Source organism: Curtobacterium sp. ME-Dv--P-122a (assembly GCF_030209645.1).
In the GTDB taxonomy this organism is placed as follows: domain Bacteria; phylum Actinomycetota; class Actinomycetes; order Actinomycetales; family Microbacteriaceae; genus Curtobacterium; species Curtobacterium flaccumfaciens.
In genome coordinates, this window is sequence record NZ_JARVRO010000013.1 from 1 (window position 1) to 15257 (window position 15257).

The window sequence follows — 15257 nt, forward strand, 5'->3', positions numbered from 1 at the left end:
GTGGAGCTGACCGGTACTAATAAGCCGAAGACTTGATAACACACTGATTTCCGTGTACTTGTTGCACGGGCTCGCGTCCACTTTGTGGTTCCCGACAGACGATCGGGAATCGAAACTGAATACACCGCTCTGCTCTCTTCACGGAGGGCAGCAGCTGGAACAGCTTTGAGACCAGATCATGGTCGAAGGTGTTCCGGTGGTCATAGCGAGAGGGAAACGCCCGGTCACATTCCGAACCCGGAAGCTAAGCCTCTCAGCGCCGATGGTACTGCAAGGGGGACCTTGTGGGAGAGTAGGACGCCGCCGGACTTAACGTATGAAAGATGTGGCCATCGGCCCTCCATCGAGAATTCGCAGGGGAAACCCTCGTTCTCGGTCGGGGCCGGTGGCCATTTCTGTTTTCGCCGCCGTTCGCTCGACGCCGGCTCTGGTTCGTGATGGACTGGAGGCCGACGTCGGGCGACCGACGCGGCACCCAACACAACGACACAGCGGACGAACGCCCGAGGCACTGCACCGGGCACGCGATGAGGAGCAACGGTGGCGAACGACGACGATCAGCGGCGGAACGACGGGGACCGCGGAGATCGACCCCGACGGGACGGCGACCGGTTCCCGCGTCGCGACGGCGCTCCGCGTCGGGACGGCCAGAGCGATGGTCGTTGGTCGTCCGGTCCTCGTGAGTTCGAGCGGCGCGAAGGCGACCGTCGTGATCGTCCGCAGGGTGGAGACCGCCCGTTCCGTGACGGCGCACCTCGACGGGACAGCGCTCCGCGTCGCGACGGCGACCGTCCGTTCCGTTCCGGCGACCGGAACGACCGTCCTTCGTGGCAGGGCGACCGTGGTGACTCCGGCCGGCCACCGCGTGGCGATGGTCCGCGCGGTGCCGATCGTCCGCGACGCGATGGAGATCGTCCGTTCCGTGGTGGCTCGGACCGCCCGGCTCGTGACGGTGATCGTCCGTTCCGTGGTGGGAGCTCGGACCGTCCGCGTCGTGACGGTGACCGTCTGTTCCAGGGTGGTTCAGGTCGTCCGCGTCGTGATGGCGATCGCCCGTATCGAGGTGGTTCGTCGGACCGTCCCGCTCGTGACGGCGACCGCCCCTACCGCGGTGGATCGTCCGCCCGCCCGGCGCGTGATGGTGATCGCCCGTACCGCGGTGGATGGTCCGACCGTCCCGCTCGTGATGGCGATCGTCCGTACCGTGGCGGGTCGTCGGACCGGCCGCGCCGTGACGGGGACCGACCCTTCCAGGGCGGCTCTGACCGTCCGCGTCGTGATGGGGACCGCCCGTACCGCGGGGGCTCCGACCGCCCTGCTCGCGACGGGGATCGCCCGTACCGCGGCGGATCCTCGGACCGTCCCGCTCGAGACGGCGACCGCCCGTACCGTGGTGGTTCGTCCGACCGTCCGGCCCGTGGTGGTTCGTCCGACCGTCCGTTCCGCGGGGGTTCATCGGACCGCCCGGCTCGCGACGGCGGTGAGGACCGTCGTCGTTTCGGTGACGGCAGCCGTCACGCCGGCGCCCGGTTTGGTGAGGCCGCGCGCGACGACTGGGAGGACCGCGACCCCTACGGCACCAAGTCGATCCGTCCGCGCCACGACGACCCGGAGATCCCCGAGGAGATCCAGGCGCGCGACCTCGACCCCGCCGCCCGGATGGAGTTGAAGACCCTCAGCAAGGACAACGCCGACTGGGTTGCCCGTCACCTCGTGGCCGCCGCACTCTTCGTCGACGACGACCCCGAGACGGCCAACCAGCACGCCCTGAGCGCTGCTCGTCGTGCCGGTCGTGTCGGTGTCGTCCGCGAGACGGCCGCGATCACGGCCTACCGCCTCGGCGACTTCGCCACCGCGCTCCGGGAGCTCCGCACCTACCGTCGGATCTCCGGTCGCAACGACCAGCTCCCGATGATGGTGGACTGCGAGCGTGGCCTGGGCCGTCCGGAGCGGGCACTCGAGCTCGGTCGTTCGGTCGAGCGCTCAGCCCTCGACACCCCGGTGCAGGTCGAGCTCGCGATCGCCATGTCCGGCGCTCGTCTCGACCTCGGGAATCCCACAGCCGCCCTCGGTGAGCTGGAGATTCCACAGCTCGACCCGTCCACCGCCTACACGTGGTCCCCGGCGCTCTACAGTGCTTACGCGGCCACGCTCGAGGAGCTCGGTCGACAGGACGAGGCCGACGAGTGGTGGGCCCGTGTGGACCGCGCGGCAGCGGCCCTCGCCGAAATCGCGGACGACAACGCTTGGGAGACAGTTGATGTGGTCGAGGAAACGCTCGAAGTCGAAGAACACGGAGACGCCGGGGACGACGACGCCGAGGACCTCGGAGCCGACGACGTCGCGACCGACGAACTCGACGGCGACGACGACACCGCCGACGACCTCGACGACGACGAACCCGTCCTCGACGACCTCGACGACGACGAACCCGTCCTCGACGACCTCGACGACGACACCTCCGCAGCCGACGAGCCCGGCGAGATCGACGACGACAACCCCCGCGACGTCGACGGCTCCGCAGCCGGCTGAGCACCCGGCGGCGCTGACCGACGGCGTCGACGTGGTCCTCACCGACCTCGACGGCGTCGTCTACCGGGGCCGCAACGCCATCCCGCACGCGGTCGAAGCCCTGACCCGGGCATCGCTCACGGCGCGGGTCGGCTACATCACGAACAACGCATCGCGCCGGCCGATCGACGTCGCTGAGCACCTCGAGCGCTACGGGCTCGAGGTGTCCGAGGGGGATGTCGTCACCTCGTCGCAGGCTGGCGTCCAGCTGCTCGCGACCCTGGTACCGGCCGGTGCCACCGTCCTGGTCACCGGCGGGCTCGGCCTGACCAGCATCGTCGAGGAAGCCGGGTTCACGGTCACCTCGAGTGCCGAGGACTCCCCGGCAGCGGTCATCCAGGGATTCTCACCGGACCTCGGTTGGAAGGAACTGGCCGAGGCCTCCTTCGCCCTGGCCGACCCGGACGTGCCGTGGGTGGCCACGAACATGGACTGGTCGATCCCGGTAGAGCGAGGCATCGCGCCCGGCAACGGCACGCTCGTGTCCGCCGTGCACCAGGCGGTCGGCCGGATGCCCGTCGTCGCCGGCAAGCCCGAGCGGCCGATCTTCGACACGGCGGTCGAGCGCTTCGGCGGCGGTCGGACCCTGTTCATCGGTGACCGGTTGGACACCGACATCAAGGGTGCGAACGACGTCGGGATCCCGAGCGTGCTCGTGCTCACCGGCATCGACAAGGCGAAGCAGGTGCTCGCGGCCGACCAGCGCTCGCGTCCCACCTACGTGCTCGAAGACCTCCGGGGACTGTCCCAGCCCTACCCGGAGACAGCGCGGCGCGAGGATGAGGACGGCACCCGGTACGTGACCGTCGGTACCTCGACGGTGGCGATGCGCGGGCACGTCGTCCGGGTGCTCGACGCCGGGACGGACATCGATCGGCTCCGTGCCGGCTCGACGCTCATCTGGGAGTCCGGGCTGGCCATCTACGGCCTCGACGTGGACCCGCAGCTGTACGGCGGCGAGTAGCGTGTCGGACGTGCCGAACCCCGAGCAGTCGTCCGCCGAACCCGAGCAGCAGGACGCCTTCGCCGCGCGCACCGCCGAGGCCGAGGCCCTGCCGCTCGCCGACCGTGCCGACGCCTTCTCCGCCCTGCACGACGAGCTGCGGACGCGGCTCGAGAGCGGCGGCTCCGCGAGTGCCTGAGCCGGACGGAGCCGTGCACGACGCGACCCCGGTCCGCCTCGACGCCCTCCTCGCTGCACGCGGGCTCGCACGGTCGCGCACCGTCGCCAGCAAGCTGATCCAGGACGGCCGGGTGCTCGTGGGCGGCCGTGCCGTCCTGAAGCCGTCGACGCCGATCGCGTCCGACGCGGACATCGAGGTCGACGCCGCGGACGAGTGGGTCTCGCGGGCGGCCCGGAAGCTCGTCGGTGCACTCGACGCGTTCGGCGTCGAACCTTCCGGTCGGGTCGTGCTCGACGTGGGTGCGAGCACCGGTGGTTTCACCCAGGTGCTGCTCGCACGCGGTGCGCGCCGTGTCATCGCGCTCGACGTGGGGCACGGACAGCTGCACCCCACCATCGCGCTCGACGAACGCGTCGCCGTGGTCGAGGGGACGAACGCGCGAAACCTCACGCGCGCCGACTACCTGGCGCTCGACGGCACCGCCGCCGAGACGAGCCTGGTGGTGGGCGACCTGTCCTTCATCTCGCTCCGACTGGTGCTGCCGGCGCTGGCCGAAGCCGTCCCCGCGGACGAGTTCGTGCTCCTGGTGAAGCCCCAGTTCGAAGTGGGTCGTGGCGGTGTCCGCGAGGGCATCGTGCACGACGCCGGGCTCCGGAACGACGCGCTCATGAACGTGCTGTGGGCGGCGTGGGACCTGGGCCTCGGCACCAGTGGGCTCGCCGCGTCCCCGATCGTCGGGACACACGGCAACCACGAGTACCTGGCCCGCTTCCAGCGCGGTGTCGGGGGCAATCCGACAGAATGGAGAGTCCGGGCGACCGAACTCACGGAAGGGTCTTCATGAGTGACGAACGGCACATCCTGCTCGTGTCCCACACGGGTCGCCGTGACTCGATCGACGCTGCGGTCGAGGTCTGCGACCTCCTGCACGCGGCCGGTCTCACGCCCGTCATGCCCTTCGACGAGTACGCCGACATCCGTCGTGCCGAGGCGTCGGTCGGCAAGGTCGACATCCTCGGCGTCGACGTCCAGCCGAACCAGCTCGAGATCGTCATCGTGCTCGGCGGCGACGGCACGATCCTCCGCGCGGCGGAACTCGTCCGGAACACCGGCGCTCCACTGATCGGGGTGAACCTCGGGCACGTCGGGTTCCTGGCCGAGAGCGAGCGCGACGGTCTGTCCGAGACGGTCGAGCGCGCGCTGTCCGGCGAGTACAACGTCGAGGAACGCGTCACCCTGCAGGTCGACGTCGTCGTGGGCAACCAGATCGTCTACTCGAGCTGGGCGCTGAACGAGGCCACGATCGAGAAGGCCTCGCGGGAGCGGATGCTCGAGGTCGTGACCGAGGTCGACGGCCGCCCGCTGTCGTCCTTCGGCTGCGACGGCGTGGTCGTGTCGACCCCGACCGGCTCCACGGCGTACTCGTTCTCCGGCGGTGGCCCCATCGTGTGGCCGGACGTCGACGCGCTGCTCATGGTGCCGCTGAGCGCCCACGCCCTGTTCGCCCGTCCGATCGTCGTCGGGCCGGACTGCACGCTCGCGATCGAGGTCCTGCGGCGCACGAGCGGCGTCGGTGTCCTGTGGTGCGACGGCCGACGGACCCACGACCTGCCGCCGGGCGCCCGAGTCGAGGTCCGGCGTTCGCCCGATCCGGTGCGGGTCGCCCGACTCAAGGACGCTCCGTTCACCGACCGCCTGGTCGCGAAGTTCCAGCTGCCCGTCGCCGGGTGGCGCGGCCCCCAGAGCGACGAGGATGACCGATGATCGAGGAGATCGCGATCCGCGACCTCGGTGTCATCGGTGAGACCACGCTCGAACTCGGGCCGGGCTTCACCGTCGTCACCGGGGAGACCGGTGCAGGCAAGACGATGATCGTCACCGCGCTCGGGCTGCTGCTCGGTGCGCGGGCCGATGCCGGTTCGGTGCGCCGCGGTGCGTCGAGCGCCGTCGTCGAAGGCCGCTGGCACGTCCCCGAGCAGGACGCCGTCGCCGAACGTGTCGAGGACGCCGGCGGCACCGTCGAGGACGGCGAGCTCATCCTCACCCGCACGGTCTCCGCCGAGGGGCGCAGCCGTGCCACGGTGGGCGGTCGGAGCGCGCCCGTGGCGGTGCTCGGCGAGCTCGCCGACCAGCTCGTCACCGTGCACGGGCAGTCGGACCAGATCCGCCTCACCTCGGCAACGGCGCAGCGAGCTGCCCTCGACGGGTTCGGGGGAGCCTCGCTCGAGAAGGCCCTCGCCCGGTACGTCGCCGCGTACGACGCCTGGCAGCAGCACGCCGGTGAACTCGAGGTCCTGGTCCGCGACCGGGACGACCGGGTGGCCGAGGCCGAGCGGATCCGCGCGGCCTCCGACGAGATCGAGGCCGCCGACCCGCAGCCCGGCGAGGACGTCGAGCTGGCCGAACGCGCCGAACGGTTGGGCAACCTCGAGGAGCTCCGGTTGTCCGCGGCCCTGGCGCACGAGGCGTTGTCCAGCGAGTCCCTCGACGGCGTCTCGGACGTCGTCGGTCTGGTCGAGTCCGCACGCCGTGCCGTGGAGCGCGTCGCGTCGTCGGACAGTGCCCTGCAGCCGGTGCTCGAGCAGCTCACGGAGCTCGGGATCCAGGCGGCCGAGGCGTCGGCGAGCATCTCGAGCTACCTCGGTTCCCTGGAACCCGAGGCCGGGCACGACCTCGAACTCATCAACGAACGCCGAGCCCTGCTGGCCGGCCTCACCCGCAAGTACGGCGAGACGGTGGACGACGTCATCGCCTACGGACAGCGCGCGAGCGACCGGCTGCTCGAGCTCGACGGCGACGACGACCGGATCGCGGCGTTGCAGCAGTCGGTCGAGCAGGACGAGCAGGCGCTCGAGTCCGCCGCCGGCGCGCTCACGACGGCGCGCACCAAGGCGGCGACCGACCTGGCGAAGCGCGTGACCGCTGAGCTGAAGACCCTCGCGATGGGTGGCGCGACCCTGGTGGTCGAGGTCACCGACGCCGGCGAGTACCGCCGCCACGGCCGTGACCAGGTCACGATCCTGCTCCAGCCGCACTCCGGCACCGATCCCCGGCCGATCGGCAAGGGGGCGTCCGGCGGTGAGCTGTCGCGCGTGATGCTCGCGATCGAGGTCGTCATGGCCGGCAGCACCACGGTGCCGACGTTCGTCTTCGACGAGGTCGACGCCGGTGTCGGTGGGGCGGCGGCGATCGAGATCGGCCGACGGCTGGCGAAGCTCGCCGAGCGCACGCAGGTCATCGTCGTCACGCACCTGGCCCAGGTCGCGGCCTTCGCGAACAACCACCTCAACGTCGTGAAGGACGCCAGCGGTGCCGTGACCTCGTCGAGCGTGCGCCGGCTCGAGGGTGAGGACCGTCTGCAGGAGATGGCACGGTTGCTCTCCGGACTCGGCGACAGCGCCAGCGGCATCGAGCACGCCCGCGAGCTGCTCGACGTGGCCGGCCAGCGGGCCTGACGACCAGGCCGGCCTCGTCCCGGTGACCTGGCCACGGCCCGAGGACCCGGCCACCCACCCGCGCAACGCCCACGGCGAACCGAGGTCGCGCCTCCCGGCAGTTCTGACGTACGATGGAATCCCGTGGCGGACACTCTCAGCGGCGGTACCAATTCTTCGAACTCGACCCCGAAGGTGACGAAGCAGATCTTCGTGACCGGCGGGGTCGTCTCGTCTCTCGGCAAGGGCCTGACGGCGGCCAGCCTCGGCAACCTGCTCACGGCTCGCGGCCTCAAGGTCGTCATGCAGAAGCTCGACCCGTACCTCAACGTGGACCCGGGCACCATGAACCCGTTCCAGCACGGCGAGGTCTTCGTGACCGACGACGGTGCGGAGACGGACCTCGACATCGGGCACTACGAGCGCTTCCTCGACATCAACCTGTCGCAGGCCGCGAACGTCACGACCGGTCAGGTGTACTCGACGGTGATCGCCAAGGAGCGTCGCGGCGAGTACCTCGGCGACACGGTGCAGGTCATCCCGCACATCACCGACGAGATCAAGCGCCGGATGCGCGAGCAGGCGCAGAACGACCCGCAGCCCGACGTCATCATCACCGAGGTCGGTGGGACCGTCGGCGACATCGAGTCGCAGCCGTTCATCGAGTCCGCCCGTCAGGTGCGGCACGAGCTCGGCCGCAACAACGTGTTCTTCGTGCACGTCTCGCTGGTGCCGTTCATGAACGCCTCGGGTGAGCAGAAGACCAAGCCGACGCAGCACTCCGTCGCCGCGCTCCGCTCGATCGGTATCCAGCCCGACGCGCTCGTGCTGCGGTCGGACCGTCCGGTGTCGGAGTCGAACAAGCGCAAGATCGCGCTGATGTGCGACGTCGACGAGGACGCCGTGGTGAACGCCGTGGACGTCCCCTCGATCTACGACCTGCCGACGCTGCTGAACAACCAGGGCCTCGACCAGGTCATCGTCGAGGCGCTCAAGCTCGACGCCGGTCCGGTCGACTGGACCGCGTGGACCCCGGTGCTGAAGGCCGTGCACGAGCCGAAGAAGGACGTCACGATCGCCCTGGTCGGCAAGTACATCGACCTGCCGGACGCCTACCTGTCCGTCACCGAGGCGCTCCGTGCCGGCGGCTTCGCGCACGACGCCAAGGTGACGCTGAAGTGGGTCGTGTCCGACGACTGCACCACGCCCGAGGGTGCGGCGAAGCATCTCGGCGACGTCGACGGCATCTGCATCCCCGGTGGGTTCGGCGTGCGCGGCATCGAGGGCAAGCTCGGCGCGTTGAAGTTCGCGCGTGAGCAGGGCATCCCGACGCTCGGCCTGTGCCTCGGCCTGCAGTGCATGGTCATCGAGTACGCCCGCCACGAGGTCGGTCTGACCGACGCGTCGAGCACCGAGTTCGACCCGGAGACCTCCACCCCGGTCATCGCGACGATGGCGGAGCAGGTCGACATCATCGCCGGTGGCGACCTGGGCGGCACGATGCGCCTGGGCCTGTACCCGGCGTCGTTCACGCAAGGCTCGCTGGCGGCGGAGCTGTACGGAGCGCCCGAGGCCTCCGAGCGCCACCGTCACCGCTACGAGGTGAACAACAAGTACCGCGAGCAGATCGCGGACGCCGGCCTCGTCTTCTCGGGCACGTCGCCCGACGGCACGCTGGTGGAGTACGTCGAGCTCCCGCGCGACGTGCACCCGTTCTACATCGCCACCCAGGCGCACCCGGAGCTCCGCTCGCGTCCGACCGATGCGCACCCGCTGTTCGCGGGGCTCGTCGCGGCCGCGATCGAGCGCCACGAGGCGTCCAGCCTGTTCGACCCGCAGACCGAGGAGCAGGTCGCGTAAGCGCCGGTCTCCACGATCGGACGGGAGGCGCGGTGCCAGCTGGCACCGCGCCTCCCGTCCGTCCGGGTCGCGTCCACGGCACCTGGTTCCGGACACGGAACCACGGAACGACGCGGTGCTGTGTCCGGAACCTGGTTCCGACGGGGGCGTCCGTCGCACGCGTGCTTGGATGGGGACGTGACAGACGCACCGATCGCTGACGAGTCCGCCTCCTTCGAGGTCACCGAATCCACCGTCGTGTACGAGGGCGCCGTCTGGGACGTGCGCCGCGACACCGTCGCGTACAACGGCGACTCGATGGTCCGCGAGTACATCGACCACACGGGCGCCGTCGCCGTGTACGCCGAGGACGACGAGGGCCGCGTCCTGGTCATCCAGCAGTACCGGCACCCGGTGCGGCTGCGCGACTGGGAGCTGCCCGCCGGTCTGCTCGACATGGAGGGCGAGGACCACCTGACGGCTGCGAAGCGCGAGCTGGGCGAGGAGGCCGACCTCGAGGCCGACACGTGGGAGCCCCTGGTCCGGTACAACACCTCGTCGGGTGGCAGCGACGAGTTCATCCAGATCTACCGGGCGCGCGGTGTCCGGTCGACCGAGTCCGCGTTCGAGCGCGAGGCCGAAGAGGCCGACATCGTGACCCGTTGGGTCCCCCGGACAGAGCTGCTCGAGGGGATCCTGGGCGGTCGGCTCAACAACTCGGCCCTCGTCGTCGCGACGCTCGCCGTCGAGGCCATCGAACAGCGCCGCAAGTGAGCGGGTCCGCGGGCGACGGCCTGCGCGACCTGGTCGCCGCCGGCACCTGGACGCACGAGCCGGAGGCCGCCGAGTTCGACGGCGACGTGTTCCGCGTCACCGCGGTCGAGGGCAGTGACGCCTGGCGGACCACCTCGTACGGGTTCGTGCACGACTCCGAGCACGCGCTGCTGCAGCCGACGGACGGGCCGTTGTCGGTCGAGGCGTCGTTCGTGCTCGACTACACCGAGCAGTTCGACCAGGCCGGGGTGTTCCTGCGCGTCGACGAACAGACCTGGATCAAGGCCGGCGTGGAGTTCTCGGACGGAGCGCCGCAGCTCGGCGCCGTGGTGACGCATGGGTTCTCGGACTGGTCGGTGTCGCCCGTGCCGGGGTGGGTGGGCCGCGTGGTGACCGTCCGCGCGAGCCGCGATGGTGACGCCGTGACGATCCGGGCGTGGGTCGAGGGTGAGGAGCCCCGGCTCGTCCGGGTCGCGTACCTGGACCCGGACGCCGTCGTGTCCGCGGGGCTGCTGTGCGCCGGGCCGACGCGGGCTGGCCTGACCGTGACGTTCACCGGGTTCCGCGTGGGCACGCCGGACGAGGCGTTGCACTGACGGCGGGTGGCCCCGCGCCGGTTAGCCTGCTGAGGTGATGCCCCTCGACCGTGCCGCGGAGACGTACCTGCGGCACGTCGCGATCGAGCGGGGGCTCTCGCAGCACACGTTGTCGGCGTACCGGCGGGACCTCGCCGCGTTCGCGGAGTGGCTCGAGGCCGCACCGGTGGTCGAGTCTGACGGAGCGGACCGGTCCGGGGGCTCCTCGGTGCTGCAGGACGTGGCACGGTTGGCACGGGCGGACGTCTCGGGGTTTGTCGAGCACCTCGCCACGCGACCATCGGGACCGTTGGCGCCACGGTCGATCGCGCGGATGCTCAGTTCGGTCCGTTCGTTCACCGCCTTCGCCGCGGGAGAGGGCTGGTTGCCGCTCAACCCCGGCACCGCCGTCCGGCCGCCGAAGGCTCCGATGCGGCTACCGAAGGCGATCCCCGTCGAGGACATGGAACGGCTGCTCGGGGCGGTGTCCGTCGACGCCGACGACCCCGTCCAGCTGCGGGACAAGGCCCTGCTCGAGCTGCTCTACGCCACCGGCGCGCGGATCTCCGAGGCGGTGGGGCTGTCGGTCGACGACGTGACGACGCTGTCGGACGCCGACGGCGAGCTCTCGGTCGTGAAGGTCACGGGCAAGGGCAACAAGCAGCGGATCGTGCCGCTCGGCAGCTTCGCCCGGGCAGCGATCGACGCGTACCTGGTGCGGGCACGGCCGGTGTTCGCGGCACGAGGGCCATCGACGCCGGCGCTGTTCCTCGGGGCCCGTGGATCGCGATTGTCGCGGCAGAGTGCCTGGCTCGTGATCCAGGCTGCCGCTGCTGCCGCCGACCTGGAGGCGCACGTGTCACCGCACACGTTCCGGCACTCGTTCGCGACGCACCTGCTCGAGGGCGGTGCTGATGTGCGCGTGGTGCAGGAGTTGCTCGGGCACGCGAGTGTCGCCACGACGCAGATCTACACGATGGTCACGGCGGACATGCTGCGTGACGTGTACCAGACGGCGCACCCGCGGGCGCGGCGGTAGGCGGTCTGCGCGGGCCGTGCTGGCCATGCGGGTGCGTGGGGCCGTGCGGGTGCGCGACGGGCACGTTTCGTGAGCAGAAATGGTCGGGTCGCGCCGTCGCACCCGACCATTTCTGCTCACGAAGCGCCGTGGATCGCGACGGTAGGCGGTCCCTACGCGCTCAGAACAGGTGGAACTGGGCCGACGCGGCGATGACGCTCGTCGTCACCGCGACGACGAGGGCGCTCGCCGAAGCGCTCCGCGCCAGGACTGCCCAGGCACCGACGGCTCCGGGACGGACGATGCCGATGACGCCGCACGCCACGGCGAGCAGTCCCGCCACGCCCCAGGGGTTCGCGACGACCGAGACCACGGCGAGCAGCACCGCGAGCACCGTGAACACGCAGAGCCGACGGTCGCCGGTGGTGCCCGATGCCCACGCGTCCGTCCGGATCGCGGCGGTCTGCACCGAGAACGACGGCCCCGCCGGAGCGACGACGATCGGCGTGACCGGTTCTGCAGCGGCCGCGGGGGCCCGTGTGGCTGCACCCCAGGTGCGACCGTCCCACCAGCGCAGACGACGGGCGTCCTGCGGGTCCGGGAACCAGCCTGCGGCCGGCAGCGTCACGGTTGCTCCTCGAGGTGCGGGGTCGATCGACGTTCCCGAGCCTAGGAGCGCGGTCGGCCTCGCCCCAGTCCCCAGCCGGGTGTCAGCACAACGGGGGACCGGACCGGTGCACTACGGTCGGGGCGTGCCCTCGACGCTCGACGACTTCTGGACCGCGCGACGCAGCGAGCGTCCGAGCCTTCCGGCGGCGGTGCCGGAGGCGTGGTCCTTCGGCGCGACCCCGGAACAGGCGGACGCGCTCCTGCAGCTCGTGCTCGACGGTGTCAAGGTCGGCACGGCGTCGTCGCTCTGGGACTACGAGGCGACCGGCGATCCACTGCCCGCGGCCGACGAGGTGAGCATCGTGACCGACGGCTCGGGTGCGCCCCGTGCCGTCATCGAGACGACGGCGGTCCGGGTGGTGCCGTTCGACCAGGTCGACGCCGACCACGCCTGGGCCGAGGGGGAAGGCGACCGGACGCTCGAACACTGGCGGACCGTGCACGAGGCGTTCTGGCGCGCACACTCGGAGAACCCGCGGGGGTTCGCGCCGGACATGCCGGTCGTGTGCGAGCGGTTCCGGCTGCTCTGGCCGGAGGGCTGAGCTCGAGCCCGAGCGGCTGCGCCCGAGACCGAGACCGAGCCGTGGTCAGGCGGGGACCGGCTCCGCGTCGACCTCGGTGAACACGTCCTTCACGGCGGCGAGCAGCCGGGCGTTGAAGTCCACGCCGAGCTGGTTCGGCACGGTGACGAGCACGGTGTCGGCAGCACGGACGGCCTGGTCGGCCGCGAGCTCCGCGACGAGCTGCTCGGGCTCACCGATGTAGGACCGGCCGAACCGGGCCAGCCCGCCGTCGAGGTGCCCGACCTGGTCCTGCCCCTCGACCTGCGCGCGGACGCCGAAGTAGTGGCGCGACTCGTCGTCGATGATCGGGATGATGCTCCGCGAGACCGAGACGCGCGGTTCGCGGTCCCAGCCCGACTCGGACCACACCCGGCGGAAGCGCTCGATCTGCTCGGCCTGCAGCTGGTCGAAGGGCACGCCGGTGTCCTCGGTCAGCAGGGTCGAGGACATCAGGTTCATGCCCTGCTCGGCGGTCCACTCGGCCGTGGCACGTGTGCCGGCGCCCCACCAGATCCGGTCGCCGAGCGAGTCGGCCAGCGGGGAGATCGGCAGGGACCCGACCGAACCGGTCATCTGCGGGTTGGCGTTGGCCATCGGCTCGCCGGCGATCGCACGGCGGAACACGTTCGTGTGCGCACGGGCCATGTCGCCGCCGTTCTCGTCAGCAGCGTCGGGCACGTAGCCGAACTGCTGGTAGCCGGCCAGCGCGGTCTCGGGTGATCCCCGCGAGACGCCGAGTTGCAGTCGCCCGCCGGAGATCAGGTCGGTGGCGGCAGCCTCTTCCGCCATGTAGAGCGGGTTCTCGTAGCGCATGTCGATGACGCCGGTCCCGATCTCGATCCGGCTGGTCCTCGCGGCGATGGCGGAGAGCAGCGGGAACGGTGCGGCCTGCTGCGGCGCGAAGTGGTGGACGCGGAAGTAGGCGCCGTCGACGCCGGCTTCCTCGGCTGCGACCGCGAGGTCGATCGCCTGCACCAGGGCCTCCCGCCCGCTGCGCACCTTCGACCCCGGCACGTCACGCCAGTGTCCGAACGACAGGAACCCGATCTTCGTCATGTCCATGCGAACGCATCCGGAGGCGGGGCCATTCCGCCGCGACTACCGTGGCCCGGATGGAGGACCCCCGCCCCGCACTCGACGCCGAACGCGCCCGCAACGAACGGCTGCTGCTCGAGGTCGAGCGGAGCATGCGTGACGTCAGCGACGCCCGGCAGGACGCCAACTCCGACGACGAGCACGATCCGGAGGGCGCGACCCTGGCCTGGGAACGCGGCTCGCTCGGTGCGGTCCGCGACGGCGCGCAGCTGCGGGTCCGTCAGGTGGACGCAGCGCTCGCACGACTCGACGACGGCACCTACGGGCGCTGCGCGGTCGGCGGCGAGCCGATCCCGGAGGCCCGGCTGGCCGCCGTCCCTTGGGCGGCGACGTGCGTCGCTCACGCGTGACACGCGACGATTCCACCGGGAGGTGAGATTTCTTTATTAATTTGCAGCCGACCGCGCGTCGCGCCCTACCGAGCGGCTCGCGTCCCGCGATCATGACGCCATGACGCAGACCACCATCTACCGCACGGAGCCGATGGCGACCCGTGCCCTCGGCGCCGAGATCCGACACGATCACGAGCGCTTCGTCCAGCTCCTCGAGCGCGTGAGCGGCAAGCAGCTCGGTTCGTTCGAGAAAGTCGAGTGCGAGGTGCCGCACAAGGACGTTGAGACCGAGTGGGGGACCGTGCGTCTCGACGTGCAACTGACCTTCGACAGTGGCTTGGTCGGCATCGAGGCAAAGCTCGACCACGAGCTGACCGAGCGGCAGGTGGACGCCCAGCTCGAAGCACTCGGCGACACCGGCGTGCTGTTCGTGCTGGTGCCGCGCAAGGAGTCGCTCGCTCGCTCGGTCACCGAGCACGAGCGCGTCAGCGTGATCGATTGGGACGAGGTCCTCGCGTGCTTCGACGCCCCTCGGCTGGTGAAGGACGACATCGAGGGGGAGGGGCGCCTGCTGAAGACGACGGTCGAGGCCCGGCTGCACGGCCTTGAGCTCGACGCGCGGATGCCTGGCTGGAAGGTGCGGGTGCAGCGCGGGGACGGCGGCATGCCGTCGATCGTCTTCGAGCGGCCGCTGCACGACGGCAAGGATGCAAAGTGGATTCGCGGGCAGATCCAGGTACCGGGGCGCGGGATGCCGCCGTACCTGGAGGACACGCAGTTCGAGGGGTTTGTCGGGATCTCGGTGAACCACCTCGACGAGGCTGACTTCCCCGATCCGAAAGGCCCTGAGCAGGCGCCGGCGTGGGTCCGGGCGCTTGAGGTCCTGGATGACCAGGTCCTGTCCAAGAACTCGGGACGGATCGCGGTGAGCCGGGGGTCGGCGGGCAACGGTCGGAAGGGTCTCGGCAAGCACAAGCTGCCGCTCGCGAAACGCCACCTCTCGGGGCGCACCCACCTGGCGAGGGGCTACACCGACTGGTCAATCGGCCCGAAGACCGAGCTCACCGCCATCGACGACCTCGACGCGCTGGTCGAGACGATGCTCATCTGGAGCAACGGCTGGTACGACGCCCTGCAAGGGACCTCGGTCGCGCGAGCGGCGCAGTAGCGGCGACCAGCTGACGGCCTGGAGGCGCGGGCTGTCCCCGCCACGCGCCTCCCGGCATGCGCACCCCGCGTCCACCCCGTGCGCCGCTGATTCCC

Annotated in this window: 16 protein-coding genes and 1 rRNA gene; 15 read left to right on the forward strand and 2 right to left on the reverse strand. The window is 70.7% G+C overall.

Annotation, left to right across the window (positions count from 1 at the left end; translation table 11 throughout):
• Positions 1–192 precede the first annotated feature (192 nt).
• The 12 genes from rrf to QRN49_RS13375 all read left to right on the forward strand — a co-directional run bounded on the left by rrf (position 193) and on the right by QRN49_RS13375 (position 11356).
• A 5S ribosomal RNA gene (gene rrf / locus QRN49_RS13320) occupies positions 193–309 on the forward strand.
• A gap of 16 nt (positions 310–325) precedes the next feature.
• Entirely contained in the window at positions 326–1669 is a 1344-nt protein-coding gene (locus QRN49_RS13325; RefSeq protein WP_284756369.1) for a hypothetical protein, read from the forward strand.
• Positions 1660–2532 carry a tetratricopeptide repeat protein gene (locus QRN49_RS13330; protein ID WP_284756370.1) on the forward strand — a complete coding sequence of 291 codons (873 nt, stop codon included), beginning with the start codon at positions 1660–1662 and terminating at the stop codon, positions 2530–2532. The genes QRN49_RS13325 and QRN49_RS13330 overlap by 10 nt, the downstream gene beginning before the upstream one ends.
• Positions 2533–2563: 31 nt before the next feature.
• Positions 2564–3535 (forward strand): HAD-IIA family hydrolase, encoded by a 972-nt coding sequence (locus QRN49_RS13335; protein ID WP_284756371.1) that lies wholly within the window; start codon positions 2564–2566, stop codon positions 3533–3535.
• A gap of 10 nt (positions 3536–3545) precedes the next feature.
• Positions 3546–3713 (forward strand): hypothetical protein, encoded by a 168-nt coding sequence (locus tag QRN49_RS13340; RefSeq protein WP_214529962.1) that lies wholly within the window; start codon positions 3546–3548, stop codon positions 3711–3713.
• Positions 3706–4539, forward strand: coding sequence for a TlyA family RNA methyltransferase (locus QRN49_RS13345; RefSeq protein WP_284756372.1), 834 nt, complete (start codon positions 3706–3708; stop codon positions 4537–4539). The genes QRN49_RS13340 and QRN49_RS13345 overlap by 8 nt, the downstream gene beginning before the upstream one ends.
• Positions 4536–5459 carry an NAD kinase gene (locus tag QRN49_RS13350; protein WP_071245131.1) on the forward strand — a complete coding sequence of 308 codons (924 nt, stop codon included), beginning with the start codon at positions 4536–4538 and terminating at the stop codon, positions 5457–5459. The genes QRN49_RS13345 and QRN49_RS13350 overlap by 4 nt, the downstream gene beginning before the upstream one ends.
• Positions 5456–7150, forward strand: coding sequence for a DNA repair protein RecN (recN, locus tag QRN49_RS13355; RefSeq protein WP_284756373.1), 1695 nt, complete (start codon positions 5456–5458; stop codon positions 7148–7150). Before QRN49_RS13350 ends, recN begins: the two co-directional genes overlap by 4 nt.
• 123 nt (positions 7151–7273) lie before the next feature.
• Positions 7274–8989, forward strand: a complete 1716-nt coding sequence (gene pyrG, locus QRN49_RS13360; RefSeq protein WP_259476973.1) for a CTP synthase — start codon at positions 7274–7276, stop codon at positions 8987–8989.
• Positions 8990–9166: 177 nt separating this feature from the next.
• Positions 9167–9742, forward strand: a complete 576-nt coding sequence (locus QRN49_RS13365; RefSeq protein ID WP_284756374.1) for an NUDIX domain-containing protein — start codon at positions 9167–9169, stop codon at positions 9740–9742.
• Positions 9739–10338 carry a DUF1349 domain-containing protein gene (locus QRN49_RS13370; RefSeq protein WP_284756375.1) on the forward strand — a complete coding sequence of 200 codons (600 nt, stop codon included), beginning with the start codon at positions 9739–9741 and terminating at the stop codon, positions 10336–10338. Before QRN49_RS13365 ends, QRN49_RS13370 begins: the two co-directional genes overlap by 4 nt.
• Before the next feature lie 37 nt (positions 10339–10375).
• Positions 10376–11356, forward strand: a complete 981-nt coding sequence (locus QRN49_RS13375; RefSeq protein ID WP_284756376.1) for a site-specific tyrosine recombinase XerD — start codon at positions 10376–10378, stop codon at positions 11354–11356.
• Positions 11357–11516: 160 nt separating this feature from the next.
• On the opposite strand, the gene QRN49_RS13380 is transcribed toward QRN49_RS13375, so the two are convergent.
• Positions 11517–11963 (reverse strand): DUF2510 domain-containing protein, encoded by a 447-nt coding sequence (locus tag QRN49_RS13380; RefSeq protein ID WP_284756377.1) that lies wholly within the window; start codon positions 11961–11963, stop codon positions 11517–11519.
• 124 nt (positions 11964–12087) lie between these two features.
• Between QRN49_RS13380 and QRN49_RS13385 the strand changes: the two genes are divergently transcribed.
• A complete protein-coding gene (locus QRN49_RS13385; protein ID WP_284756378.1) occupies positions 12088–12546 on the forward strand; it encodes an ASCH domain-containing protein in 459 nt (152 codons plus the stop codon).
• A gap of 45 nt (positions 12547–12591) precedes the next feature.
• On the opposite strand, the gene QRN49_RS13390 is transcribed toward QRN49_RS13385, so the two are convergent.
• Complete coding sequence (locus QRN49_RS13390; protein WP_282819865.1) at positions 12592–13629, reverse strand: LLM class flavin-dependent oxidoreductase; 1038 nt, start codon at positions 13627–13629, stop codon at positions 12592–12594.
• A gap of 50 nt (positions 13630–13679) precedes the next feature.
• On the opposite strand from QRN49_RS13390, the gene QRN49_RS13395 reads away from it, so the two are divergent.
• Positions 13680–14012, forward strand: a complete 333-nt coding sequence (locus QRN49_RS13395) for a TraR/DksA family transcriptional regulator (protein WP_284756379.1) — start codon at positions 13680–13682, stop codon at positions 14010–14012.
• Between the two features lie 100 nt (positions 14013–14112).
• Positions 14113–15162: a hypothetical protein gene (locus tag QRN49_RS13400; RefSeq protein WP_284756380.1), complete on the forward strand. Its 1050-nt coding sequence runs from the start codon at positions 14113–14115 to the stop codon at positions 15160–15162.
• Positions 15163–15257: the final 95 nt, after the last annotated feature.